The organism is Paenibacillus shirakamiensis (genome assembly GCF_017874255.1).
In the GTDB taxonomy this organism is placed as follows: domain Bacteria; phylum Bacillota; class Bacilli; order Paenibacillales; family Paenibacillaceae; genus Fontibacillus; species Fontibacillus shirakamiensis.
In genome coordinates this window covers 323,116-348,993 of sequence record NZ_JAGGLD010000002.1, presented here as the reverse complement: position 1 = coordinate 348,993, position 25,878 = coordinate 323,116, and the positions used below count along the sequence as shown (strand labels likewise).

At 42.6% G+C, this 25,878-nt stretch carries 22 protein-coding genes; 16 read left to right on the top strand and 6 right to left on the bottom strand.

What is annotated here, in order from left to right:
* The first annotated feature begins 39 nt into the window (after positions 1–39).
* Positions 40–1,473 (top strand): SulP family inorganic anion transporter, encoded by a 1,434-nt coding sequence (locus J2Z69_RS08565; protein ID WP_245339100.1) that lies wholly within the window; start codon positions 40–42, stop codon positions 1,471–1,473.
* Between the two features lie 292 nt (positions 1,474–1,765).
* The gene (locus J2Z69_RS08560; RefSeq protein WP_209861128.1) at positions 1,766–3,661 is read left to right on the top strand and encodes a sensor histidine kinase; all 1,896 of its coding nucleotides are present in this window, start codon (positions 1,766–1,768) and stop codon (positions 3,659–3,661) included.
* A 29-nt stretch (positions 3,662–3,690) separates the two neighbouring features.
* On the opposite strand, the gene J2Z69_RS08555 is transcribed toward J2Z69_RS08560, so the two are convergent.
* Positions 3,691–3,930, bottom strand: a complete 240-nt coding sequence (locus J2Z69_RS08555) for an NHLP leader peptide family RiPP precursor (protein ID WP_209861126.1) — start codon at positions 3,928–3,930, stop codon at positions 3,691–3,693.
* 67 nt (positions 3,931–3,997) lie between these two features.
* Positions 3,998–4,933 carry a hypothetical protein gene (locus tag J2Z69_RS08550; RefSeq protein ID WP_209861124.1) on the bottom strand — a complete coding sequence of 312 codons (936 nt, stop codon included), beginning with the start codon at positions 4,931–4,933 and terminating at the stop codon, positions 3,998–4,000.
* Between the two features lie 130 nt (positions 4,934–5,063).
* On the opposite strand from J2Z69_RS08550, the gene J2Z69_RS08545 reads away from it, so the two are divergent.
* Positions 5,064–5,915 (top strand): SDR family oxidoreductase, encoded by an 852-nt coding sequence (locus J2Z69_RS08545; RefSeq protein WP_209861122.1) that lies wholly within the window; start codon positions 5,064–5,066, stop codon positions 5,913–5,915.
* 113 nt (positions 5,916–6,028) lie between these two features.
* Here J2Z69_RS08545 and ytaF read toward each other — a convergent pair whose 3' ends face one another.
* Positions 6,029–6,640 carry a sporulation membrane protein YtaF gene (gene ytaF / locus J2Z69_RS08540; RefSeq protein WP_209861120.1) on the bottom strand — a complete coding sequence of 204 codons (612 nt, stop codon included), beginning with the start codon at positions 6,638–6,640 and terminating at the stop codon, positions 6,029–6,031.
* 142 nt (positions 6,641–6,782) lie between these two features.
* Here ytaF and tatA point away from each other — a divergent pair, with 142 nt between their 5' ends.
* The 5 genes from tatA to J2Z69_RS08515 all read left to right on the top strand — a co-directional run bounded on the left by tatA (position 6,783) and on the right by J2Z69_RS08515 (position 9,697).
* A complete protein-coding gene (gene tatA, locus J2Z69_RS08535; RefSeq protein ID WP_342591572.1) occupies positions 6,783–6,986 on the top strand; it encodes a twin-arginine translocase TatA/TatE family subunit in 204 nt (67 codons plus the stop codon).
* A gap of 297 nt (positions 6,987–7,283) precedes the next feature.
* The gene (locus J2Z69_RS08530; protein ID WP_209861118.1) at positions 7,284–7,673 is read left to right on the top strand and encodes a DivIVA domain-containing protein; all 390 of its coding nucleotides are present in this window, start codon (positions 7,284–7,286) and stop codon (positions 7,671–7,673) included.
* A 183-nt stretch (positions 7,674–7,856) separates the two neighbouring features.
* Positions 7,857–8,321: a Dps family protein gene (locus J2Z69_RS08525; protein ID WP_209861116.1), complete on the top strand. Its 465-nt coding sequence runs from the start codon at positions 7,857–7,859 to the stop codon at positions 8,319–8,321.
* Positions 8,322–8,469: 148 nt separating this feature from the next.
* Positions 8,470–8,634: a hypothetical protein gene (locus tag J2Z69_RS08520; protein WP_209861114.1), complete on the top strand. Its 165-nt coding sequence runs from the start codon at positions 8,470–8,472 to the stop codon at positions 8,632–8,634.
* Between the two features lie 265 nt (positions 8,635–8,899).
* The gene (locus J2Z69_RS08515; RefSeq protein WP_209861112.1) at positions 8,900–9,697 is read left to right on the top strand and encodes a cell wall hydrolase; all 798 of its coding nucleotides are present in this window, start codon (positions 8,900–8,902) and stop codon (positions 9,695–9,697) included.
* 17 nt (positions 9,698–9,714) lie between these two features.
* Here the strand turns inward: J2Z69_RS08515 and J2Z69_RS08510 are convergent, their stop codons facing one another.
* Positions 9,715–10,899 (bottom strand): MGDG synthase family glycosyltransferase, encoded by a 1,185-nt coding sequence (locus tag J2Z69_RS08510; RefSeq protein ID WP_209861110.1) that lies wholly within the window; start codon positions 10,897–10,899, stop codon positions 9,715–9,717.
* 366 nt (positions 10,900–11,265) lie between these two features.
* Between J2Z69_RS08510 and J2Z69_RS08505 the strand changes: the two genes are divergently transcribed.
* The 7 genes from J2Z69_RS08505 (at position 11,266) to J2Z69_RS08475 (ending at position 22,495) form a co-directional block, all read left to right on the top strand.
* The gene (locus J2Z69_RS08505; protein WP_209861108.1) at positions 11,266–11,841 is read left to right on the top strand and encodes a TetR/AcrR family transcriptional regulator; all 576 of its coding nucleotides are present in this window, start codon (positions 11,266–11,268) and stop codon (positions 11,839–11,841) included.
* Between the two features lie 53 nt (positions 11,842–11,894).
* Complete coding sequence (locus tag J2Z69_RS08500) at positions 11,895–14,171, top strand: YhgE/Pip domain-containing protein (RefSeq protein WP_209861106.1); 2,277 nt, start codon at positions 11,895–11,897, stop codon at positions 14,169–14,171.
* A gap of 354 nt (positions 14,172–14,525) precedes the next feature.
* Positions 14,526–19,121 (top strand): glutamate synthase large subunit, encoded by a 4,596-nt coding sequence (gltB, locus tag J2Z69_RS08495; protein ID WP_209861439.1) that lies wholly within the window; start codon positions 14,526–14,528, stop codon positions 19,119–19,121.
* 150 nt (positions 19,122–19,271) lie between these two features.
* The gene (rfbC, locus tag J2Z69_RS08490) at positions 19,272–19,817 is read left to right on the top strand and encodes a dTDP-4-dehydrorhamnose 3,5-epimerase (RefSeq protein WP_209861105.1); all 546 of its coding nucleotides are present in this window, start codon (positions 19,272–19,274) and stop codon (positions 19,815–19,817) included.
* Complete coding sequence (gene rfbD / locus J2Z69_RS08485) at positions 19,807–20,706, top strand: dTDP-4-dehydrorhamnose reductase (RefSeq protein ID WP_209861103.1); 900 nt, start codon at positions 19,807–19,809, stop codon at positions 20,704–20,706. The genes rfbC and rfbD overlap by 11 nt, the downstream gene beginning before the upstream one ends.
* A gap of 93 nt (positions 20,707–20,799) precedes the next feature.
* Positions 20,800–21,708: an ABC transporter ATP-binding protein gene (locus J2Z69_RS08480; protein ID WP_209861101.1), complete on the top strand. Its 909-nt coding sequence runs from the start codon at positions 20,800–20,802 to the stop codon at positions 21,706–21,708.
* Complete coding sequence (locus tag J2Z69_RS08475) at positions 21,701–22,495, top strand: ABC transporter permease (RefSeq protein ID WP_209861099.1); 795 nt, start codon at positions 21,701–21,703, stop codon at positions 22,493–22,495. The genes J2Z69_RS08480 and J2Z69_RS08475 overlap by 8 nt, the downstream gene beginning before the upstream one ends.
* A gap of 301 nt (positions 22,496–22,796) precedes the next feature.
* On the opposite strand, the gene J2Z69_RS08470 is transcribed toward J2Z69_RS08475, so the two are convergent.
* Together J2Z69_RS08470 and J2Z69_RS08465 are read right to left on the bottom strand one after the other, a co-directional pair.
* Complete coding sequence (locus J2Z69_RS08470) at positions 22,797–23,201, bottom strand: bactofilin family protein (protein ID WP_209861096.1); 405 nt, start codon at positions 23,199–23,201, stop codon at positions 22,797–22,799.
* Between the two features lie 15 nt (positions 23,202–23,216).
* Entirely contained in the window at positions 23,217–24,200 is a 984-nt protein-coding gene (locus J2Z69_RS08465) for a M23 family metallopeptidase (RefSeq protein WP_209861094.1), read from the bottom strand.
* Positions 24,201–24,411: 211 nt separating this feature from the next.
* On the opposite strand from J2Z69_RS08465, the gene cls reads away from it, so the two are divergent.
* On the top strand, positions 24,412–25,842 hold the full coding sequence (gene cls / locus J2Z69_RS08460) for a cardiolipin synthase (protein ID WP_209861092.1): 1,431 nt from the start codon (positions 24,412–24,414) through the stop codon (positions 25,840–25,842).
* Positions 25,843–25,878 lie beyond the last annotated feature (36 nt).

Below are 25,878 nucleotides of genomic sequence, written 5' to 3'. Positions count from 1 at the left end.
TGGACAAATGTGAACCACACGATGAGGAGTGAACAAAGTTTGAATTTAGCATGGATTAGATACAACTTTTTTAGTAATGTCCGAAAAGATATATTATCAGGTCTAACGGTAGCTTTCGCCCTTATTCCAGAAGCAATAGCTTTCTCGATTATGGCCGGAGTTGATCCGATGGTGGGTCTTTATGCTTCCTTTACAATAGCTGTGAGTATTTCATTTTTTGGAGGAAGGCCGGGTATGATATCCGCAGCTACGGGTGCGATGGCTTCTTTAATGGGACCTCTGATTGCGAAGTACGGTATAGAATATTTATTTGCAGCGACCATAATGACAGGGATTCTTCAATGGATGATGGGAGTACTTAAATTTGGTCGATTTATTACATTTGTACCTCATCCTGTTATGGTAGGGTTTGTAAATGCTCTTGCTATTATTGTTTTCATGGCTCAGTTACCGAATTTCGAGGGAGCTACATGGATCGCCTATGCCCTTCTTTTAGGTACACTAATAATTGTCTATGGTCTTCCATATTTGACTAAAGCAGTGCCTTCACCTCTTGTAGCTATCATCATTATGTCGGTAATAACATTTCTGTCCGGAGCGAAAATCCTTACAGTTGGAGATATGGGTGAGATTCCACAAAGCCTACCTTTCTTTCATTTGCCCCAAGTTCCTTTTAATCTTCATACATTAACTATTATTTTCCCTTTTTCATTGGCTCTATCGGTTGTAGGCATCACAGAATCTTTACTCACAGCAACGGTTGTAGATGATATGACGGATACATCAAGTTCAAAGAATAAGGAGATTCGTGGACAGGGAATGTCTAATGTTCTTACCGGTTTATTTGGAGGAATGGCGGGTTGCGCTATGATTGGGCAGACTGTAATTAATGTTAGATCTGGAGGAAGAACTCGTCTATCTACGTTTGTGGCAGGCTCATTTTTGTTATTCCTTATCCTTGGTTTAGGCGAAATCGTAAAGCAGATTCCTATGGCCGCACTTGCAGGGGTAATGTTCATGGTTTCTTTTGGGACATTTGATTGGAGATCACTCCGTACACTTCATAAAATACCCAGAGCAGATGCTGTAGTCATGGTAGTTACCGTTCTTGTTGTCGTATGGACCTCTAATCTTGCCCTTGGCGTAGTCTCAGGAGTGATTCTTAGTGCAATCTCTTATGGATGGCGCTCAGCTACACTTAAAGTAGGGATAGAAATAGAGGAAAGTGGTGCTAAAAGATACACGATCGCAGGTCCTTTATTTTTTGGAACCACCGCTCAATTTCAGCAATTTTTCCAAGGTGTTGATGATCCTGACCAGATCATTGTAGATATGCACCACTCCCACGTGTGGGATCAGTCTGGTTGTGAGGCACTTCACAAGCTTATTGCAAAATATGATGTCCTTCACAAACAGATAGAAATCCTAGGTTTGAATGATGAAAGTGCGCAACTGATAGGGAGAGTTAGGTAAATAGATGCAAAAAAGCAACTCGAGATAAGAGGTAATTGAAGAGAATCTATTTACCAATTTGGAATAATTTGATAGTCTTATCTATGTACTTTGAACCTAGAGTCGACACCTAGAGCACCGCTATGGTGCTTTTATTATTTTCCTAGAGAAGCTTGTTAGGGTTAGAAAGACGATTGTCCACACCGACGAATTACCCACCTTTTGATGATGTTTACTTTTCCCTCTTACCTAGTTTCCTTTCCTACTTTACATGTTCTTTAACCAAGTTGATTAAGAAGTTAGAGGTGCACTCATGAACGCGTTGTTAAAAGGTTTAGGTATTTCAATGATTCTATTAATTATGGGAATAAGCGTGTATTCCTCCGGGATATTAGATCCGAAATCGAATCCATCTTACAATATTCACTCTTGGAAAGTAGCTTGGGTTCAAGAGGTGGATTTCAATACAGATGAACTGCACATCGTTCCTCTGACAGGATGGAATGATGCGAATATTGGCAATCCCATGCCCAATCGCCCATCAGGTTCCGTAGATGCATGGATTCAGCTTCAAGTCGATCCTGGCCTTCAAATTCCTCAAGCTTTATTAATGGACAAAATCTACGCCACCAATGTAACTGTCTTTAATGAGAGTAAGAAAATCTATCAAAGCCCAGCTAGCAACACCTACAATCTCAAAAAAATAATTATTCCTGTGGATCCTACACGAGGAAGTACATTTTACATAGGCATGCATTCTACGAATTCCCGAATTGGGATTATGAAAGATGAGATACAGGTAGGGTATTATGATGACTTATTGAAATCATATGTAAAAAAAGATGTTATCGACTTTGTACTCGGTACTGCGCTAATTTTCATAGCAGTTGTCATGTTTTCTTGTTCGTTTTTTCTTAATATGGAGCACAAAAATAGCTGGATTTCCTTATCCATTGTGATTCTGACCAGTGGATTATTAGTAATTACGTATTCTTCATTTTTATATACCTTTTTTGAGATAAGTCAGAAAGGGACAAGCTGGATATTTGATATTTCATTGTTTACCTTCCTTCCAGCCATGTATTTTTTCTTTTGGAAGGTCATTGGGGCAGGGAGATACTCGATTATATTGTGGTGTATGCGAGTGCAAACCTTGTATAGCCTGTTTTGCTTTGTATTCCTACTTGTGAACCAATGGTCGGGACAACAATATTCGGATACCTATAGCTATTTTACTGTGAATATTATTGGCTATTTTATGATTTTATTATTTACGGTCTTGATGGTAACCGCCCTACTTGATGCGATCCGAGGCAAAAGTGAAGCGATCATCTTCTGTATTGGATTTGTCTTATTAGCAGGGATTTGTATTAGTGAACTGGTGCAATATTTTGCCTCGGATCAAAAGTATCAAGTGTACTACTGGAAATGGGGAATTGTCTGCTTTATGTTATCGTTGATCGTTATCTTAGGACGGAAATTCGCTAATAACCATGAGCAGGTCGTAGAATATTCAAAGCGTCTGGTTATTTTTAATGATGAACTTCAGCGTTCAGAGAAAATGGAAATTATAAGCGAGCTTGCCGCTTCGGTAGCCCATGAGGTTAGAAATCCTTTGCAGGTGACTCGGGGATTCCTTCAATTGCTAGCGGAGAAGCAACAGAGTCAGGATAAAGTGTACTTGAATATGGCCCTTGAAGAGCTAGATCGAGCTTCGGGCATCATTACGGATTTCCTCACGTTTGCCAAACCGGAGGTAGCAAAATTTACTTCTCTTAATATACTAGATGAATTTATACATATTGAAGGCATTCTTATACCGATGGCTAATCTGCAAGGCGGCAAGATCAGTACGGAAATACCCGAGCATTTATATGTAAGAGGTAATTCATCAAAATTCAAACAAGCACTCATTAATATTATTAAAAATAGCATTGAAGCCTTGAATGGAGAAGGCGATATTCGAATTTGGGCGTATGCTAAGCAAGGGAACGTCTACATTCATGTGAGGGATTCTGGAGAAGGAATGACACCGATGGAAGTCTCGAGGTTAGGAGAACCTTATTTTTCTAATAAAAGTAAGGGAACGGGACTAGGATTAATGGTAACTTTCAGCATTATTGAGGTGATGGAGGGGGAACTAACCTTTGTAAGTGAAAAAGGCGTAGGAACGGAAGCAATAATCCGGTTCCCCGAGGATATTGAATAATCTCAGAGAACCGGACCGATGTCTTTATATTACCAGTAGTATTTAACTTGTTTGTCTTCTTCTTTTTGCTCTACTGGATTCGCAGGCAATACGAGGAAGAATTGATCTGGTGTTTCTTGAACGGTTTGGATGTTGATGTGATCCGGGAGGGAAACGCCGAGCGCTTCTTGGATCGCTGCTTTAGGATTGCTTACAAGTTTTGCTTTAAAACTAGGATCTTGCCATGCTTTTTGAATGACTTGATTATGAAGGATAGCCTCTGTTGTCATAGAATTCATCCTCTCAAAATAGGTATTTGGTTTCATAAATGAATATATCATATTGCAAATGGTAAATCTAGGTATTTGTTACATTTTTGGAAATCCAATAGTGCAATCCTCCTTTTTCTAGCATTAGACGCCTAGAATCAATTCGAGCTGCTGCGGCTTGTAGATCTTCTAACAGATCTTGATGAAATGCATAGAGATGTGGGACTATCTCTAGTTCGAAGTTAGATTCAAATAAGGAGTGTTGTTCAGCAAAACGCTTAAGAATGCCTCCGGAGTATATGGATTGTTCAATGATTGAGGTAGTCAGAGGAGCTTCTAGAGGGATATCCAATTCTCTGCGAATAAAAGCAAGTAGGCTATTATGGTTTTCAAGGGCTAAATCTTCTTCCCAGTCTTGCCAATCATCCAGCATCTGTAATGTGACTAAGGTACGATTGACGGCATCCTCTAGTTCTGCAAGCTGATGCTCTTGATTAGAGAGGAGGAGGGAGCCAGCTAGAGCAGATTTTAATGGAGCTGCTTTATGCGCCATAGTGGATGTGTCCAGTAAACCGCCCGTTATGCGTCCCTCGCGAGAAACAGCAGAAGCCCATTCCTCTAGATAGGTGCGAAGATAATGCCAGAATTTTGATGAGGCTTCAAAATAATGATGAAAAATAGACATATACTTTAGTTGAATGAGGTTTGCTAATGCAAGATGACTTTTGATGGGGGATGAAGGGTTATCCATGACATCATCTTGCAGGTGGAAGAACAGCATGATGAATACATTGGCTAAAGAGAACTGTCGGCTCTCCTCGCGGTTAAGATGAGCGAAGTCTTCCAACCAGAATGGAAGAAGGAAACAGATATAACTCTTGGAACTCCCTTTAACAAAAATATTAAATTTACTTAAAAATACTTGTCCATTGGTGTCGAAGGGTTCGGGAAATTCCTGAATAATCTTCTCTGCCTCCGTAAAAACCCAACGTATATCTTCTTCATAGTCCTCATACCAATTCAATTGTAAGCCCTCCTGGTTAATAGATTGTAAGTGGATTAGCCAGATGTTACTAGAACAACACGGACCAAGGAACTATAGTTGCACTTTTTTGGATATAAAAAGAATGGGATGAACCGGAAATGGGGAGCGTATGAAGAATAAACTAGTCATTGTAACGGGTGCAAATTCCGGGATGGGACTTGCGACCACGGTGGAGTTAGCGCGACAAGGTGCCACGGTAATCATGGCCTGCCGAAATAAAGAGCGGGGAGAGAAAGCTCTGGCAGAAGCAAAGAGCCGGAGTGGTTCTTCTCGCATCGAATTAATGTTATTGGATCTGGGCTCTTTACGAAGTATACGAGCCTTTGCGGAGGCTTTTACAGCAAAATATGAGGCGTTGGATGTGCTTGTAAATAATGCAGGTGTGGTCTCCTTGAAAAGGCAGCTCACTGAAGATGGCTTTGAGGTCATGCTAGGCGTGAATCATCTGGGACATTTCTTGTTAACGCGTCTGCTGCTGGATACTTTGCTTCGCGCTGAACAAGGGAGAGTCGTGAATGTATCCTCGGGAGCTTATAAAATTGGAGCGATTCACTATGAGGATCCTACGTTGTCCAAAAGATATTTTGTTGCCAAAGGGTATGCTCGTTCTAAACTAGCTAATATCCTGTTCACTAAGGAGTTAGCGCGGAGAACGAAGGGGACTTCGCTAACCGTAAACTGTCTACATCCGGGCGCAGTAGCTACCAATATTGGGGTAGACCGAGGAACGGGATTTGGGAAGACCATCGTAGGTATGCTTCGTCCTTTCTTCCTTACGGCTGAACAGGGGGCAGAGACAGCTATATACTTAGCAACCTCACCTGAAGTGAAGAACATAAGCGGCGAATACTTCTATAAGAAGAAGCCGCAAGCCTTACAGTCTAAAGCCACAGATCCCCAAGCCGCTCTTAAGTTCTGGGGTTGGAGTGAACAAGAGGTAGGGCTTCATACCGAAGAATAGTAAGAACAAATTCACATGTGAACATAACTAATATATTTTTAACTATGTAGCCTTCTATCCGCTTATACGGATTAGGAGGTTTTTTTGTATGCTGTATATGGGAAAATTCACTGCTAGAACATCTGATGAATGCCAATAATAATAAGAAGCAGGCCAGAAATGACCGTAGCTCGATTGCCAAGTTTCTCCGCTGCATATTTTTCACCAAATAATGAACAAAGCGAGAGAAGGAGGAAGCTAAATACACCCACGGATAATGAAGTTAGCCATACATTCAAATGGGTAATTCCGGCATTAAAGCCCCCTGCCAAGGCATTCATAGCTAGTGCGGCACCCAGCAGTATGGACTCGCCTAAGCTAATGGACTGGGATAGATCTCTATCTGCTTCTTCTGGATTGCTGAGCAGGCGAGTAATGTGCCCACTATGCTCAGGGAGGGATTTTTTTTGCTCTAGGAAAGGTTGTATGACTACCCATACTCCAACGCCTACAATAACTAATGTTCCTACAAGCTGACCCACCCATGGTTCAACCCATGCAGAAATGAGGCTGCCGAAAAGTCCTGACAGAACTGTGGCCAAAAAAGAAATTATGGCGATGGCTAGATTAGAATACCAGGGAATTCGTATTTTACGTACACCGTAGGCAATGCCAACACCAGCATTGTCCAGATTCGATGCCAGACCTATAATCAGGACTGCCAGCAGATGATAAGTACTACTCATGAGGTTCGCCCCTTTACCGTTGCTTATGAGACAGCATATGCCCAGATTATCGAAATGGTTTCTACATTTAGAGACAAAAGGTTACCCAGAAGCAAGATAAACGTGTATAATTGAAGGCAAGATCCACTGAGGAGTGATACATGTGCTGGAGAATTTGTTGCGGCCAACGCACCTACTTTTATTGGTCATCGCTGCATTGTTGTTATTCGGTCCAAGCAAGTTGCCTGAACTCGGACGTAGCTTTGGCTCTATGCTGAAGGAGTTCAAGAAAGGCGCGCGTGGAGATTATATGGATGAAGAGAAGCATCAGGACGTTAGAGCCGTAGAAGAGAACAGCAAACCATAAATGAAAGGCACCCATCGGGTGCCTTTTTTGTTATTTTTGGTGCTATTTTAGCGTTATTTATTGTGTAGGAATTATTGCCTGATAGGCTGAGCCATAATTACGAAATGTAAGTCATTAGATGTGTATTCCTCTGAGTATATTCTTTTCTGGTGCCCTCTAGAAGGGCTGGAGTTAGAGGTTCTTCACTTTATTAACTGCTGATATTAAGGACACAAGGAGTTGTATTCCTCCTAATTAAATGTGGTACATTATAATGTAGAGAGTAGTTGCAGCAAACAGCTTATGGAGGGATAAGAGATGCAAGAAGATTACGAACGCAAATTGCAGGACCAAAAAGACTTATTCAAACAGCTAGGGATCAAACTGGATGCCTTGTCCATTCACGAGAAGGAATTCCCTATTAAGATGCGCGGTTATGAAAAGGAAGATGTAGACCGTTTGCTAGATGAGGTCATTGTGGATTATGAGCGGTTCTACGATATTATTACGGACCTTCTAGATAAATATAAAGAAATTCAGCGCAGACAAGCCTATTTTGAAGAAGAGAAGCGGCAATGGTCTGCACAGCGAGCAAAACTTGAGAATACGAACGTGGTAGACCGTCAAGTTGTAGATGAAGGCATTCGTGCTTTAGAGCGTAGTCTAGAACATTTCCGCTTGAATATACGCAAAGAGTTCGAAGTATAGTTCATTCGTATAAAAGTTAAGGTAGGTACACATACTTGAGTGTAGTTAAGCGAATTTACTGATGAGGATAATTTTCATGGAATCTTCATGGGTATAGGATGATCTATTATGATAAGATAGATTTAAGATTTAGATCAAATCTAAAAATAGTACATGAATCTAAACCTCATGGAGGGATTACGCATGCCAACTCAAATTCAAAGTACGCAACAGGCAACACTTGAACAGCATTTGAACCTGCAAGTAGCCAACTGGACATTACTATATACGAAGCTTCATCATATTCACTGGTATCTTTCAGGACCTCACTTCTTTACACTTCATGTAAAATTTGAAGAGTTATTTACTGAGGCTGGAACTTATCTGGATGAAATCGCAGAGCGATTATTGTCAATCGGAGGTCGACCTATTGCTACGCTTAAGGAAACCTTATCTACAGCGACTATTCAAGAAGCTAAAGGAACTCAAGAACCCAACGCATGGGTTGCCGAGACGATTCGTGACTTTGCTCAACTCGTAACCGAGCTCAAGGAAGCCAGACAAGTGGCAGAAGAAGCACAGGATGGAGTTACAGAAGATTTACTCCTAAGCATTCAGTCCAAATTGGACAAGCACATTTGGATGTTACAATCCTATCTTGGACATTAAAATTCTCTTCGTAAAGCTCTTTCCTGAGTCGAACATGATTCAGCGAAAGGGCTATTTTTATATATAGTAGGGATTGATAAGTTTCAAAATGCTTAAAAGAGGTTAATAGTTAGTTGGAACAAGCATATATGTAAGGAGAGAGTAAGTTATGAATACGCAAAATCAAGATTATACAAAAATTATCGTTACAGTAAATGGAAAAAGAACCAATAATGATTTATTTATTGATAGATTGACCTATGCCCCGATTGCGAGAAAATTCAATAAGGATCATCATGTCGGTGATCAAAATAGATCCGAGGCAAATTTGTAGAGAGCTAACAATGAATGGAAGCGATTTTGTCAAAAGTACATTTATGTGTTAGAATGAGTTCTTTCTGTGGAAAGAGCTTTTTAATTTGCAGAAATGTTTCGAGATTCTTTCATCAACTATGAACCTATACCAATATATGCAACGTGATTCTATGATTTGTTTATTGGTTACATATCATAGTATCTGTTCTGTGTAGATTTTTTCCTGCTGGGGAAGCGGGAGGTTCAGAGGATAAGATGAAGGCCGGAACCAATAGGAGGTTTTTATGGATATTTTTAAGCAAAACCGTTATGTCGCGCTCTTGATTGGCGCTATTCTAGTATGTGTTGGATCAATTTGTCTTTTGTGGAGAACAGGACAAGCTGAAGGTGAAGCGAAAGTGTACATGCCAAAGTTGCATGCCGGAACGCCGATCTTAATGCAAGATAGTCTGTCTTTGAAACTAGATCATGCCTCGCTAGTGAAGTCGAGTGCTAATGTAGTCGTGCCTGCTCAAAAGCAATTTGTACACACATTACCGCATTCTAGTCAGGTGGAACTCACTCATTCAGAGCATGCAGCTTCTCAGGCCATACCTGTACAAGCCTTACCTGTAACACCAAAGATTGACAAGACCATCCCCCCAAAACAAATACTCTTTACAAGAACAGCGCTACTAAGTCCAGAAGATCAAGATCAATCTACTTGGAAGTACGCACTGTCTGATAAAGAACTGCTTCTCCTGCAAAAGATTGTTATGGCAGAAGCGGAAGGCGAACCGTACGAAGGCAAAGTGGCAGTTGCCAATGTTGTCTTAAACCGGCTGCGGTCAGCTAATTATCCCAAAACCATTAGAGAAGTTGTATATCAAAAATATCAATTTAGTCCGGTTAGAAATGGGCGTCTTAATCGTGTCACGCCAAATAAAGACTCCGTACGCGCAGTGACTGCTGCTTTATATGGTACCAAAGAGGTTACTGACGATACGTACTATTTTTTGTCCATTAAATTAGCTAAGGACCTTACCATCGCACGGACTCAACATAAGACAAAACAAATTGGCAATCATACCTTTTATAAATAATCTTTCATAAATAAGAATTAGACTCCAACTTGCGTCCAAACCGACTCATCCGAACTTAGAGGAACCTTACGGGAAAAGTTCGAGCTAGAGTATAGCATAGAGACTAAATTTCTTGCGCAAAGATCAGGTTCATAGGTGTTATGTGATGAGGCTGAAGAATTTTGTAATGTTTCTGAATGGGTAGCGGTCTGTATTAATCGTTGAAACCAGAGGTCAATTTCCTCTTCAGATGATAAGGATTGTCCAAAGCCGCTAGCGATAAAATAATTTTTGTTGCTTTCTTCTTGACCTGGAATGGATTCGCATAAAAGCATAGGTATTCCTTTGGCGAGCCCTTCAGTACAAGTCATTCCCCCTGGCTTAGTAATCAGGAGATCGGAAGCATCCATCCACTTACTAATCTCTTTCGTATGTCCTAATACGATAATATGAGGATGTCTGAATGCAGGATGATCATGCAGCTTGTCGGCTAGACGGGTATTTGTTCCAACACAGAATACCAACTGGATTTGATTGCTCCAGGCAGTCATCCGATCCAATATATTTTTTTTGAAGAGCATGCCCCAGCCGCCTCCCATGATGAGGACAGTAGGCATATGTTTTAAACCTAGTTCTAATCGCACATGTTCTTTATTTTGAATCGTCCAGAAATTAGGATGCACAGGAATGCCTGTAATCTGAATAGCTCTAGATTCGATGCCTCGTTCTAGAAGAAGACGCCGCACTTGAGGTGTAGATACTAGATAGCGATCCGCTTCAGCGTTAATCCATGAGGCATGAGCATCATAATCTGTAATGACCGTATAAAGAGGAATACTCAGTCCTGTAGATTTGAGGTGGGCTACTACGGCACTGGGAATCGGATGCGTGCATATGATTAAATCAGGTTGAAGATGACGAATGACTTCTGCCGTTTGCGTATAAAAAATTTTATGTAGTGCTAGCCTAGTTAGGCGAGTCATTCGCTTTTCATACTTCTTTTTATACAATAGTCCAACCAGAGCAGGGCTTGTCGTCACCGTTTTTCGATAGGCGGATAAGATCAAAGGGGCAACCATTGGATTAAGGAACGATCCTAGTTCGAGCACCTTAGTCTGAATACGCGGGCTAATCTTCTTCATGCCGGCAGCAATAGCATAAGCAGCTTGGGTGTGTCCGCTCCCGAAACCTTCGGACAGAATTAGCACTCTTTTTCTAGTCACTGAATTCACCTGCTTCAAGTAGTCCTTCCTCTTCTTTAGTAGAGGGAGGCTTTTTTTATTCTATTCCCTATGAGGGGGGGATAATTCCTTCTTCATATGTATAGGGACGCAAACTTTCTATATATAGTTTATTTTCAAGCTGAGTTATAGAGAACAGACCGTGGGCGGAAAAAGGGCTGGACCAAGGTCTAGGATGAAAGTCAAAGCGTATGACTAACTATTATGAAAAAGGACATGCTTATTTCATGAAAAAAGTTGCAAATCCATAGTAAAGATGCTAAATTAATAAATGACCGTATGACTAATTGACCGTTTTAGAATATTAGTCATTTATAAGGGCGTAACCTTGTAGAGAGGAGGAGTTCAATGTCGGTAGATCGCCGTACACAAATCATGGATGCTGCAACCAAGTCATTCTCTATGTTTGGATATAAAGCGACGACAATGGATCAAGTAGCAAGAATTGCAAATGTGGGCAAAGGTACGATCTACACGTTCTTTGCGAACAAGGAAGAGCTGTTCGATGACATCTTGCAAGGTGTAATAGCAGAGATGAAGCGAATTACTGAGCAGAAGATTCGTAAGGATCAAGCTTTCTTCGAGAATTTATATGATGCTTTGGATGGATTGTTGGAATTCCGAGTGGAACATGAATTATTGATTAAACTAGCACAAGAGGTACGGGAGTTCGGAACCCCACAAGCTAGGGAAGCCATGCAGCGCGTTGAGAACGCCATTCTGGATTATATGGAGAGACAGGTTGAACATGCCACGATTCAAGGTGAAATTCGGGAAGTGGACGCGAAAGTAGCCTCATTCGTCTTGTTGAAGCTCTATATCACGTTGACGCTTGAATGGAGCAAGCAGCATGATCCGATGGACAAAGACGATATTAAATCTTATATCCGGCTTTTTTTTGCCGAGGGATTGCTACCTAAATAAAACGTAGAGAAACATTTGGAGAGAGTATAACCAAGAGAATAGGAGAAACCGCGATGAAATTATTATCTGTATTTGCGAAAGACATCAAAGCCGGAGTCAAGAAACCATTGACTTTAGTTTCATTCATTGCGGTGATATTTATACCCATTTTGTATTGTGGGATGTATTTATCTGCCTTTTGGGATCCATATGGTCACTTGGATGAATTGCCTGTGGCTATTGTAAATCAGGATAAGGGAGCCACTTATGATGGAAAGGCTCTTCATGTCGGTACTGATTTAGTGGATGAACTGAAGAAGACGAAAGATTTTAAATGGATATTTGTTAATAATGATCAAGCTAATAAGGGAATGGATGATAATCAGTACTACATGAAGATTACCATTCCAGAGAATTTCTCTTCTCAGGCTACTACGTTAATGAATGATCATCCTCAGCCAGCAGATTTAGTCTATGAACCTAACGGGAATTATAACTTTGTAGCTGGGCAAATTGGAAATACGGCGATGAAAGATCTAAAATCAAAGATTTCTGCAAAAGTTACAGAGGCTTATACAAATAGTCTGTTCGATAAAATAACTGAAATTTCTTCCGGGCTTAAAGAGGCCGGAAATGGGGCAGGCGACTTGCATACAGGTGCTGGCAAACTAGAAGATGGAGCCACCAAGTTAAAAGAGAATCTTAGTAAGCTTGTGAGCGGAACAAGTGAACTTCAGAACGGTCTGAGCCCACTCAAAAATGGTGCGCTTCAAATCCATAGCGGCACTGCCGACTTGAGTACTGGCGCCCACAATTTATCTGGAGGTCTGGATAAGCTGAATGCAGCTCATCAACAACTCCAATCAGGTGTGAGCCAATCCTCAGGCGGAGTAAAACAGCTGTCCCAAGGACTGCACTCGGCACTCGCAGGAAATACGAAGCTGAATCAAGGCGCACATGCTTCTGCTGATGGAGCTGCGAAGCTGCAACAAGGACTTCAAGCTTCAGAGACAGGCGCAACTAAGCTGAACCAAGGATTACAATCTTCTGTAGAAGGTAGTAACAAAGTAGCGCAGGGAGCCAAGGGCGTTGCCCAAGGATTAGAACAGTTAGCCAAATCCAACCCAGCGTTAGCCCAAGATCCTTCCGTGCAGAAATTACTGGCCGCAAGTCAGGCTGTAGCTCAAGGGAGCGAACAACTTGCAGCAGGTCAGACGCAGCTAGCCGAAGGTAGCGAACAATTGGCTGCGGGAAGCAAGAAATTATCGCAAGGTGCGGATCAATTAGCAACAGGCACGAGTCAATTAGCTAAAGGTAGCGATCAACTCGTAGCTGGAAATAAAAAATTGGTAAGTGGTGCAGATAAGCTTAATGCTGGCAGCACCAAAATTGAGCAAGGCATGAAGCAGTTTGGTTCTAAGCTCTCCGAAGCAGCAACAGGAAGTCATACGCTAGCTGCGGGTACTACTAAGCTTGAAAGTGGAAGTAATTCACTTGTGCAAGGGATTCAAAAGCTTGGCGGCGGCGTAAACACACTTGCAAGTGGTTCAGTGAAACTGAATGATGGTGCTGGTGAGTTGAAAAATGGTATGGGAGACTTAGTTAGCGGATCAGGCAAGCTCGCCGACAAGTTGACAGAAGCTGCGCACAAAACAGGAGATGTCAAAACTACCGATGAGACGGTGACGATGTACGCACAACCTGTGAAAGTCACGGAAGATACTTCGAAGAAAGTTAAAAATTATGGAACAGGTATTGCTCCTTATTTCTTATCCATCAGCTTGTTTGTGGGAAGCTTGATATCTACAATCATTATCTCCATGAGAGGTACAACGGTGGAGGGGGCGACAGGATGGCAACGATTCTTCAGTCGGGCATTTACTTTCATGTTGATGAGTATACTCCAGTCTTTAATTTTGGATACAATTGTTCTGGAACTGATTGATCTCAAAGTGCAAAGCATACCTCTATTCTATCTCTTTACATTAGCTACGAGCTTTGCCTTCATGATGATCATTCAAGCGATTGTAACTTGGCTGGATCAACCAGGCCGTTTCGTAGTGGTTATCTTGATGGTTATGCAGCTGACCACGAGTGCAGGTACATTCCCACTCGAACTTTTACCTAACTGGATGAAGCCTATTAATCCTTGGTTGCCGATGAGTCATTCGGTTACGGGCTTCAAAGCCGTAATTGCTAGTGGTGATTATAGTGTGATGTGGAGACAATTCGACCTACTCTTAATTTATGGAGTTAGCTTCCTTCTGCTGACGCTTGCATATTTTCTTATTCGTACACCAAAGCAAGAACGAGTGAATAAGAGCAATACCGAGGCTGCAGTAACTGCATAATCATAAATTTTGATTTATAAGTATTAGATAAATTATGGCTGTTTGGGCAGGATGCCCAGACAGCTATTTTTCTGTTTGTATAGGATGTCTATTCCAGGCTTGAGATGCTATAGTAATTTCAAGTGTTAGTAAGGCTTATGAGCATCGGCTTGATAAAAAAAATTATCGAGATTATAAAAAGATTAGATTTCCCTATAAGTGAACTGGATGCTACAATGTTGTGACTACTCACACCTAACATGACGTGAAATTTATGCAAATAAAGTGTTCTTTAGTCTATTGGAAAGCCGTCGATTTGCGTATAAATTGTTGGGAACAAGATATTTTACTGACAGAAAGGTTGCATAGATGATGATGAAACATACCGATATCCCTGTAAAGCAAGGTTTGTATGATCCTTCGTTCGAAAAAGATGCATGCGGAATGGGCTTTGTTGCTCACATCAAAGGGCGGCCTTCCCATTCGATTGTCAGCCAAGCGCTGACCATGCTAATTAATATGGAACACCGCGGAGGACAAGGAGCGGAACCTAACTCTGGAGATGGAGCAGGAATTCTGATTCAGATCCCGCATCGTTTCTTCGAATCCGAAGCAGAAAAGCTTGGATTCCATCTTCCTGAAGCAGGACAATATGGTGTAGGTATGATGTTCCTTCCCCATGATGAAGAGGTTCGTAGCCGTCAAGAAGCGTTGTTCACTCAAATTGTTGAGGAAGAAGGACAACAGCTGATCGGATTCCGTACGGTGCCTACCGATGATCACATGCTGGGTAAAACAGCCAGAGAAGCCAAGCCTTACGTCCGCCAAGCTTTTATTGCCCGTGGCGCGGGAATTACAGATGACATGAGTTTTGAACGTAAGCTGTACGTAATTCGTCGTCGTGCCGAGCTTGCGATTCGTTATAGTGGTGCAGAGCAATCGGACGCTTTTTATATGCCGAGCTTGTCATGTCGCAAAATTGTATATAAAGGGATGTTAACTACCGATCAAGTGGGCGAGTTCTACCTTGACTTGCAAGAAGAGTTATTAGAATCTGCTATTGCTTTAGTGCATTCCCGTTTTAGTACGAATACGTTCCCTAGCTGGGAGCGGGCGCATCCCTATCGCTTCATGATTCATAACGGTGAGATCAATACTTTGCGCGGTAATGTGAACTGGATGCATGCCCGTCAATCTCTCTTCAAGAGTGAAGTGTTCGGCGAAGATCTAGCGAAAGTAAAACCTGTTATTAACCCAGATGGTTCGGATACAGGCATGTTTGATAATACATTTGAATTTCTGTACTTAAGCGGACGTTCTTTGCCGCATGTAGCGATGATGATGGTTCCAGAGCCTTGGAATAACCATGAGAGCATGGACGATGATAAGAAAGCCTTTTACGAATACCACAGTTCACTGATGGAACCTTGGGACGGACCGGCCGCAATGGGCTTTACGGATGGCGTACAGATCGGAGCGATTCTTGACCGGAATGGTCTTCGTCCATCCCGCTATTATGTAACTAAAGATGATCTAATTGTGCTGTCTTCTGAAGCTGGGGTCTTGGATATTGCTCCGGAGAATGTATTATATAAAGATCGTTTGCGTCCAGGTCGGATGCTGCTCGTAGATACCCATGAAGGACGGATTATTTCAGATGAAGAGGTGAAAGCCTCGATTGCTGCGGAGAATCCATACCGTGACTGGCTTGATGAACATTTGATTCGTCTGGATGAACTTCCTGATGCACCGGAACTTCCAGAACCAGGTCATGATAATGTGACTCAACAACAGTTAGCTTTCGGTTATACGTATGAAGAACTTCGTAAAGTTATCGAACCGATGGCATCTACAGGCCAAGAAGCTATTGGCTCCATGGGTTATGATGCTCCGATAGCCGTATTGTCGGATCAGCCTCAGCGGCTATACAGCTACTTTAAGCAGATGTTTGCACAGGTCACAAATCCTCCCATTGATGCGATTCGGGAAGAACTGGTAACATCCACATTAACAGCGATTGGACCTGAGCGGGATCTTCTTAATCCTGAACCGGAGAGCTGTCGTCATATCCGACTTGAGTCTCCGATTCTATCCAATGAAGATTTTGCGAAGCTACGCCATGTACATCGTCCAGGCTTCAAATCGATGACCATTCCGATTTTGTTTACTGCTTCGGAAGGTGCAGAAGGACTACGTTCAGCAATTGACGTCCTATGTAGTGCAGCAGATCGTGTCATTGATAAAGGACATAACATAATTATCTTGTCTGACCGTGGCGTGAATGCTGAGAATGCCGCTATCCCTGCACTTTTAGCCGTATCTAGCCTTCACCATCACTTGATCCGTCAAGAGACACGGACTAAAGTCAGTATTTTGCTCGAAACGGGTGAACCTCGTGAAGTTCATCATTATGCACTCTTACTTGGCTACGGCGTAAGTGCGGTAAATCCTTATCTTGCTTTTGAGACGCTGAACGATATGTTATCTCAAGGCATGTTGCGTGGACTCACCCATGATAAAGCCGTAAAAAACTATATCAAAGCTGCTTCTAAAGGCGTAGTGAAGACCTTGTCCAAGATGGGGATTTCCACCATTCAATCTTATCGTGGTGCACAAATTTTTGAAGCCGTAGGTCTGAATGACGAGTTTGTTAATCGTTACTTTACTTGGACGCCTTCCCGTATAGGTGGAATTGGTCTGGAAGAGATCGCTCAAGAGACACTTACGCAGCATTACCGTGCATTTACAGATAAAGATGGCAATGACAAAGTTCTGGATTCTGGCGGGGAATATCAATGGCGTGCCCACGCAGAAGAACATTTGTTCAATCCACAGACGATTCACTTGCTTCAGCAATCCGTCCGCACAGGAGATTATGGTCTGTATAAGAAATTTGCTGACTTGGTTCAAGGGGAGAATGAGAAGCATCTTACGCTTCGTTCGTTGCTCGAACTTAGACCTGTAGGTCCTAAGGTTCCTCTAGAAGAAGTGGAGTCTGCGGCTTCGATTATGACTCGATTCAAGACTGGCGCCATGTCCTTCGGATCTATCAGTAAAGAAGCACATGAGTCTATTGCGATCGGGATGAACCGAATTGGTGGTAAGAGTAATACAGGTGAAGGTGGGGAAGATCCAGCGCGTTATATTCCTGATGCGAATGGCGATTCACGCCGTAGTGCGATCAAGCAGGTGGCTTCGGGACGGTTCGGAGTTACTTCTCATTATTTAGTGAATGCCGATGAAATTCAGATCAAAATGGCACAAGGAGCGAAGCCAGGTGAGGGCGGTCAGCTTCCAGGACGTAAAGTCTATCCTTGGGTAGCTGAAGTTCGGGGGTCTACGCCAGGCGTAGGTCTAATCTCTCCACCTCCTCACCATGATATTTATTCGATTGAGGATCTGGCAGAACTAATTTATGATTTGAAGAACTCTAACCCTCGCGCACGAATCAACGTGAAGCTTGTATCGGAAGCGGGCGTGGGAACGATCGCAGCAGGGGTAGCAAAAGGTCGCGCCGATGTCATCCTAGTCAGTGGGTACGACGGGGGAACAGGAGCTTCTCCTCAAGGTTCCATTCGTCACGCAGGCCTTCCTTGGGAGCTTGGCGTTGCTGAGACGCACCAGACATTGATGCTCAATAACCTGCGGGATCGCGTCGTTCTTGAGACAGACGGCAAAATTCTTAGTGGCCGGGACTTAGCTGTAGCGGCATTGCTTGGCGCAGAAGAGTATGGATTCTCAACGGCACCGCTTGTAGCGGTAGGTTGTATCATGATGAGAGTATGCCAAATGGATACTTGTCCTGTAGGGGTGGCCACTCAGAATCCAGAGCTTCGCAAAAACTTTACGGGGGATCCACAGCATGTGGTGAACTTTATGACCTTCGTAGCTGAGGATTTAAGAGAATGGATGTCTGAACTTGGCTTCCGCACCATTAACGAAATGGTAGGCCGTACGGACTGTCTGGAGAGCAACAAAGCTGTGCATCACTGGAAGAAGAGTGGCGTAGATTTGAATGCACTACTGCATATGCCTACTCAGCATGAAGGAGCAGATCGCTTTAATACGCAAGTTCAGAACCATGGTCTAGAGAAGACTTTGGATATGACGAAATTAATGGATCTTGCTGCACCTGCGCTTGAGCGCGGGGAATCCGTATTTGCTGAACTTCCGATTACGAATGTAGACCGGGCGACCGGGACCATTCTGGGGAGTGAAGTGACACGGCTCTACGGTGCTGCAGGTCTTCCAGAAGATACAATTCGCTTCAACTTTGTCGGTTCAGCTGGTCAAAGCTTCGGTGCATTTGTACCGAAAGGAATGACGCTAACTATTGATGGGGATGCGAATGACTATATCGGAAAAGGTCTCTCTGGAGGGAAACTTGCGGTTAGACCTTCGTCCAAGGCAACATTTGTAGCGGAAGAAAATATCATTGCTGGTAACACAGCCTTCTATGGAGCTACGAGTGGAGAAGCCTATGTTCGAGGTATTGCTGGCGAACGATTCGCCGTTCGGAATTCAGGTGCCAATGTGGTAGTTGAAGGCGTAGGCGATCATGGTTGCGAGTATATGACCGGTGGACGTGTTGTTGTGCTTGGTGATACGGGCCGCAACTTTGCAGCAGGGATGTCTGGCGGTATTGCTTACGTGTATGATCCACAAGGTACTTTTTTACAACGCTGCAATTTAGAAATGGTATTGCTTGAGCGTGTAGAAGATGCGGAGGAAGCGGAGCAACTTCAGGCTCTGATTGGACGCCATATTGACTATACGGATAGTGCAATAGGACGCCGGGTACTGGAGAATTGGAACGAGTCTCTGCAAGACTTTGTACGTGTCATTCCTAAAGACTACAAACGGATGTTAGAACAGATTCGCAAAGTTCTAGATCAAGGCCTTCAAGGAGAAGCGGCCTTACTCGCTGCCTTCGAAGCTAATATGCGCGAGCTGGCACGTGCAGGTAACTAAAGGATTAAAATAAACCCGTATCGTCCTTGGATGAGGATGATGCGGGTTTTTTCTTTCTTTTAGGAGAGAGGGGGGATACCCCTGTCTTTTAGTTCCCTCATTGAATAGGATATTACAATTGAGTAGATCCATTCAGGAGGGATATCAGTAATGAGAGTGATCCATACAGGACTTGCCGATGCGGTTATTCTAGAGCCGGATGCGTATGAAGACAGCCGAGGTCTTTTCTTTGAAAGTTACAACCAAAAAGCTTTTGCTGAACAAGGGATAGGGTACACATTCATTCAGGATAATCATTCTTATTCTGCGGAGGCGGGAACTTTGCGGGGACTACATTATCAACTAAAACCGAAAGCTCAGACGAAATTAGTTAGGGTGTTAGTTGGAGCTATTTATGATGTATTTGTGGACTTGAGAAAAGACTCTCCTACCTTTGGGCAATGGGGTGAGGTGATCTTAACTGCGGCCAATCGTAGACAAGTGTTGATTCCGCAAGGATTCGCACATGGCTTCTGCACGTTAGTTCCTCATACGGAAGTGCTGTATAAAGTGGACGAAATGTTTTCTAAAGAGCATGATCGAGGTATTCTTTGGAATGATCCCACCCTTCATATTCCATGGCCAAGCACAAAGGTAGTTACCTCTGACAAGGATAAAGTACATCCGCTATTGCACGAGGCCGACTATGATTTTTGACTATCGGAGTGGAGATATACCGGGATACAAAAGAAAAATTGTCGTTACGGGAGCGGGTGGTCAACTCGGAAGAGAACTGGTCGCACTCCTCACAAAGCAAGGATATGCGGTGACGGGGCTGGGTCGAGCTGAACTAGATATTACCGATGCAGAAGCATGCAGAGAGAAGATCACCTCCATTCGTCCCGATGTGGTAATTCATGCAGCAGCCTATACGCAAGTAGATCAAGCGGAGACAGATGTAGATCTGGCCTATCAAGTCAACGCATGGGGAACGAGGAATATGGCAGTCGCCGCAGCTTCAAGCGGTGCAAAGCTCGTCTATATCAGTACGGATTATGTATTCAATGGAGAAGGGACCACGCCTTATGACGAATTCCATCTTGTAGATCCCATCAATGTATACGGACGCTCCAAATGGGAAGGAGAGCAGTTCGTGCGGCAGATGCATAATCGATTTTTTATCATTCGAACCTCTTGGGTGTATGGCGAATATGGACCTAATTTTGTCAAAACGATGTTGAATCTTGCTACTACTAAAGATCAAATATCTGTGGTAGAAGATCAAGTTGGCTGCCCTACGTATACCCTTGACTTAGGAATGGCGATTAGTAAAATTCTACGTACTGAGAACTATGGGACTTATCACATTACGGGAGCGGGTTCATGTTCTTGGTGCAGTTTTGCCAAGGCAGTCTTCGAAATATCAGGACTGAAGATAACGGTGCTTCCGGTCACCTCACATCAATTTGTGCGCGCCGCGCCGCGCCCCGCTTATTCGGTGCTAGAGCATCAAGCCTTGAGATTAAATGGATTCAAGGAGATGCGTCCATGGCGAGAAGCACTGGAGGAGTTCCTAATACAACGGAGTTCTAATGAAATCACTTAACAAATTTGTAAATTATGTCTAAATAAGTATGGTAACATAAAAGAATACTGTGTCGGAAATTACCGATACAGATACATAAGGAGAGTGAAATCTATGTCACAAGAACCTATTGTAAGGCTGTCCAATGTAACAAAACGGATTGGTTCAAAGACTATTATTGATCGTCTCACACTAGATATTCCTTCGGGTCAAGTGTTCGGTTTCCTCGGTCCTAATGGATCAGGAAAGACGACAACCATTCGCATGATGGTGGGATTGATGTCTATTTCGGAAGGCGATATCTTCATCCAGGGCATAAGCGTTCGGAATGACTTTGAGAAAGCTATTGCATATGTAGGTGCGATTGTAGAGAACCCGGAAATGTACAAATTCCTAACCGGATATCAGAACTTGCTCCATTTTGCTCGTATGTCGCCGGGAGTACCTAAAGAGCGAATTCAGGAAGTGATCAAGCTTGTTGGGCTTGAGAATCGAATTCATGATAAAGTGAAGACATATTCGCTTGGGATGAGGCAGCGTCTTGGAGTAGCCCAAGCTATTTTACATCGCCCACGGTTATTAATATTGGACGAGCCCACTAATGGATTAGATCCGCAAGGGATTCGAGAACTTCGTGACTATTTAAGAGTACTTACGCAAGAAGAAGGGACAACTGTATTTGTCTCCAGTCACCTGTTGTCCGAGATGGAATTAATGTGTGATACCGTAGCAGTCATCCAGAGTGGGAAATTAATCAATGTACAGGATCTCAAAGCTAGTCAAGTAGGGGATCAAGCCAGTGAGACGATGTTCGAAGTCGATAATCCAGCCCAGGCCTTGGATTTACTTGGAAGTGGACGCGCCGAAGGAGACCATTTCATTGTGCTATTGAACCGGGAACAGATTGCTGAGGTCAATAGTCGTCTAGTAGCTGCTGGACTCAAAGTATATGGAATACAGGTAGTTACACGTTCATTAGAGGATCAATTTCTAGAGATGACAGGAGGCGGTACAATTGGGTAATTTCATGGGACTGATTCATAATGAGCATATGAAAATATATCGGCGTCTGCGCACATGGATTATGTTAGGTCTTGTTGTAGCATTGCCTATTGTTTTGGGAATTGTGGTAGCCGTGAATACGCCAAGTAGTAAACCCATAAGTGCTTGGGATATTGCCTCTGAATTGAACATAATCTATTTTCTAGTCTCCATCTTTTCGGTAATCATTGCTGCGGACATGGTGTCCTCAGAATTTACATGGGGTACTGTAAAACTACTATTGATTCGCCCATGGTCTAGAGCGAAAATTTTGCTATCCAAATTTATCGTTGTACTTCTGTTTGCAATAAGTATGTCCGTAGTGTTCGTTGTTACGAACTTAGCCACTTCATTCAGTCTGTTCCCGAATCTCCCTATAGAAGTCGTTTTTGGAGGCACTGAATCAGGGCAATTGCTTCTTCAAGTCTTTTATAAGTTTGTTGATCTTTTAGTCATTACTATTTTTTCATTTATGTTGTCTACTGTGTTTCGGACCAGTGGCCTAGCCATTGGACTGTCGATGTTCCTGCTAGTAGCTGGAAACATTCTTTCCGCTATCTTCAGTCCTGTAAAATACGATTGGGCAAAATACTTGTTATTTAATAATATGGATCTATCCAAATATGAATATATGAAGAGTGCTGTTACGAATATAACGACAACAACGGGGATGTCCTTGGGCTTTTCTGTAACTATTTTGCTTGTATATGTGGTTGCATTTCTCGTGATATCTTGGGTTGTATTCATGAAAAGAGACGTAGCGGCTTGAGAGTAATAAGTAGAAGGGTATTAAATTCTTCAATATAGATTGAACAAAAAAGTTTCCTTGTGTCGTTAAGACAGAGGGAAACTTTTTTCGTGTAGTCGATTAAGTAATGAAGCACGGGCAGGTTGATCCCAAACAAACTTTGTTCATGCAATACTGAATAGCAAAAGAATAATGAATCAATAATAAATGATTGCAGCAGAAGGGGAAAGAGACAGATAATGCTCTAACTTTTAACTTTTAACTTTTAACTTTTAACTTTTAAATTCTAAACTCTAAACTCTGAATAAAGAATAAGGGACTCTTATCCAGCTTCGGTTCGAGGTATTGCTTGGAGTGTGCTCACTTTATCAGGAATAAGTGTAGCACTCTCCATAATACTAATTCCATTTAGTATGCCTCCTTCTACAATCACTAAGGAATGTGCAGTCACATTGCCGTCTAGTTGACCCTTAGCTGTAATGAGACATTTTCCTTCTGTAAGCACATCGCCATATACTTTTCCAGCGATAATGATACTACTTCCCTTTATAGAAGAGTGAACTTCACCAGTTTCGCCAATAATAATCTCATGGGTACTTTCTATGACGCCGTGGAATCTTCCTTCAATTCGAAGATTGGCCTCACATTGCAATGTGCCGTTCATCTTTGTCCCTTGTCCTAGTAAAGTATGGGTGTGCTTATTATTTTTATTAGCATCTTTGAACATGATAAAACCTCCAATTTAATCTAAAGTGTTTTCTAAAAAAGGAAGAGGATTCAAGGGTTCTATTCCTTTGACGACTTGAAAATGGAGATGGGGACCCGTACTTCTTCCAGATGAACCTAACTCGCCAATGACTGTTCCTTTGAGGACCGAATCATTCACGGATACGTCTAATTTGCTCAAGTGCATGTACCAAGACTGAAGACCTGAATCATGCTGAATAATGATGTAGTTGCCTCTAGCTGGGCTAGATTCAGCTGCAACAACCGTTCCTGCACCAGCAGCGAAGACAGAATCACCTATTTCCCCGGAAATATCGACACCTGCATGAAAAGCACCCTTCCCCGTAAAAGGATCAGATCGGTAACCGAAGTTAGAAGTTAAGCTATGAGACAGAGTTGGCCATAGGGAGGGTGCTGCCGATAGAGCCTCTTGTACAGAAGCTGCTTCTTCTAGTGTTAAAGGTAATTTTTGCTCCATAACTTGGAATAAGCGGGCCATATCTGCGAAATCATCTTTGGCTTCGGCGGCAAGCTCGGAGGTATTGATATTATGAATGGCGATGAACTCTCCACCCTTACCTGGCTTGTCCGATATAGAAGGGGTCAGAGCAGTCTTCTTGTTTTTAGCCATTCGTGTTGGTGTTTCGAACTTTTTTAACATCTTTTGTAGCTCAGCTTCCATATTCGTAACTTTTTGCATTTTTGACTTCATACTTTTGGATTGAGAAGATAAGTTCGTCAGTTCTTGTTGAATTCTCTTTAAGGCTTCTTCTTTGTCAGTTACCGTAGCTTCAAGCTGGAGATTAGTCTGCTCTAATTCCTGTTGTAGACCCGAGACCATTTGCCCTGAGTGGGTTTGGAGGCTAACGAGTAGACCGGAGATGGATAAAAGAACAACGAGCGGTACAGCTAAGACCAAGGGTTTGGATACTTGGATTTGTCTAACGGATGGGTTCGCGTCTTGAAGAATGAGGAGTGTCATCTTGCTTGAATTTCGCATAGGTTCTCCTTTCAGGTGTAGCTAAGGTTGTATCTTTCGATCTCAAATACTTCTATACTTTATGTATTCGGTATTCTCTCAAATCATGCTAAAATCTAGCTGGACTCTTAAAGATCAGTAGCATCATTGGACACATTAATGGTTAATACATAATTAAGTACATAGCAAGCAAACAAGCAAATTATAAAACGTTCACTAAAGGAGGATGACTATGCTTTGGTTGGTTTTTGCTCTGATTGCCTTCATTTTTCAAAGCGCTACGATATTAATCTTAGAATTCCGTAATCCCTCAAAGACCGTCGCTTGGCTATTCATATTATTTTGCTTCCCGATTATTGGGTTTGTCGTCTATTATTTTGTGGCGCAAGATTATAAGAAGAGAAAAAAAGTTCGGCGTAGAGGAACAAGATTATTTCAAGAAATGAAGTCTCGGATTTGGAATCAGACCGACATTGTTAAGTCACTTAAGAATATGCATAATCCTGAATTTGAACATCAAGAACGCTTATTCAACCTGCTCACACACTTATCAGAGAGCCCCATTACCGGGTGCAATTCTACTCAAGTCCTAACGAATGGGGAGGAAGCCTTCTCTGAAATTCTCAAAGCGATGGAGCAAGCCACGCACCATATTCATATTGAATATTACATATTCCGTGGCGATGAGATCGGCACGAAGTTTCAAGAGATTATGATACGTAAGGCACAGGCCGGTGTGAAGGTTCGGATGGTCTGTGATGGACTAGGAAGTTATTATCTTAAGAACAGATTTGTTAAAGAGTTACGGGAGGCTGGGGTGGAATTTCATTTCTTCTTACCTCCGCTGATTGCGACGATAGACCGCAGGGTTAACTATCGGAATCACCGCAAAATTGTTGTGGTGGATGGGCATGTCGGATTCTTGGGGGGGATCAATGTAGGGGATGATTATTTAGGTCGGTATCCCAAAATTGGTTTCTGGCGGGACACTCATCTTAAGGTAGAAGGAGATGCTGTGTATTTTCTTCAACATACCTTCCTTGCCGATTGGCGACTGGCTTCCGGCGAACGCATTACAGATCCTGAACTATTCCCTGAGCATACTTGTACGCGGGACGAGCAGGTACAGATTTTGACGAGTGGGCCCGATCAACATTGGGATGCTATTCAAGAGATGTGTTTTGAGGCGATTGCGGTTGCCAAAAAACGAGTGTGGATCACAACCCCCTATTTTATTCCCGATGCAAGTATTTATACAGCGTTAAAAACGGCTGCAGTAAGTGGTGTGGAAGTAAAGATCATCATTCCCTACAAATCAGATAGCAAGCTCGTGCATCTAGCCTCTCTCTCCTATGTAGAAGAGTTGATGCATGCTGGGGTGAAGTTTTATCAATATACGCAAGGATTTGTGCATGCTAAGGTTATGATCATAGATGACCTACTAGCTACGGTGGGTACAGCCAATCTGGATATGCGTAGTTTCTTTTATAATTTTGAAATGACGGCTGTTTTGTTCGACAAGACTCCCATTGAGCGGCTTTCATCTGATTTCGAGAACGATCTGCAAGTATGCAGACCGATATTTTTAAGGGAGTTCTCGCATCGTCCGAGGTTGCAAAAAGGGGCAGAGATCCTCGCGCGGATGCTCTCCCCTTTACTTTAACGGTATGCTGTTGGACGTTGACCGTGGAGTATTAAT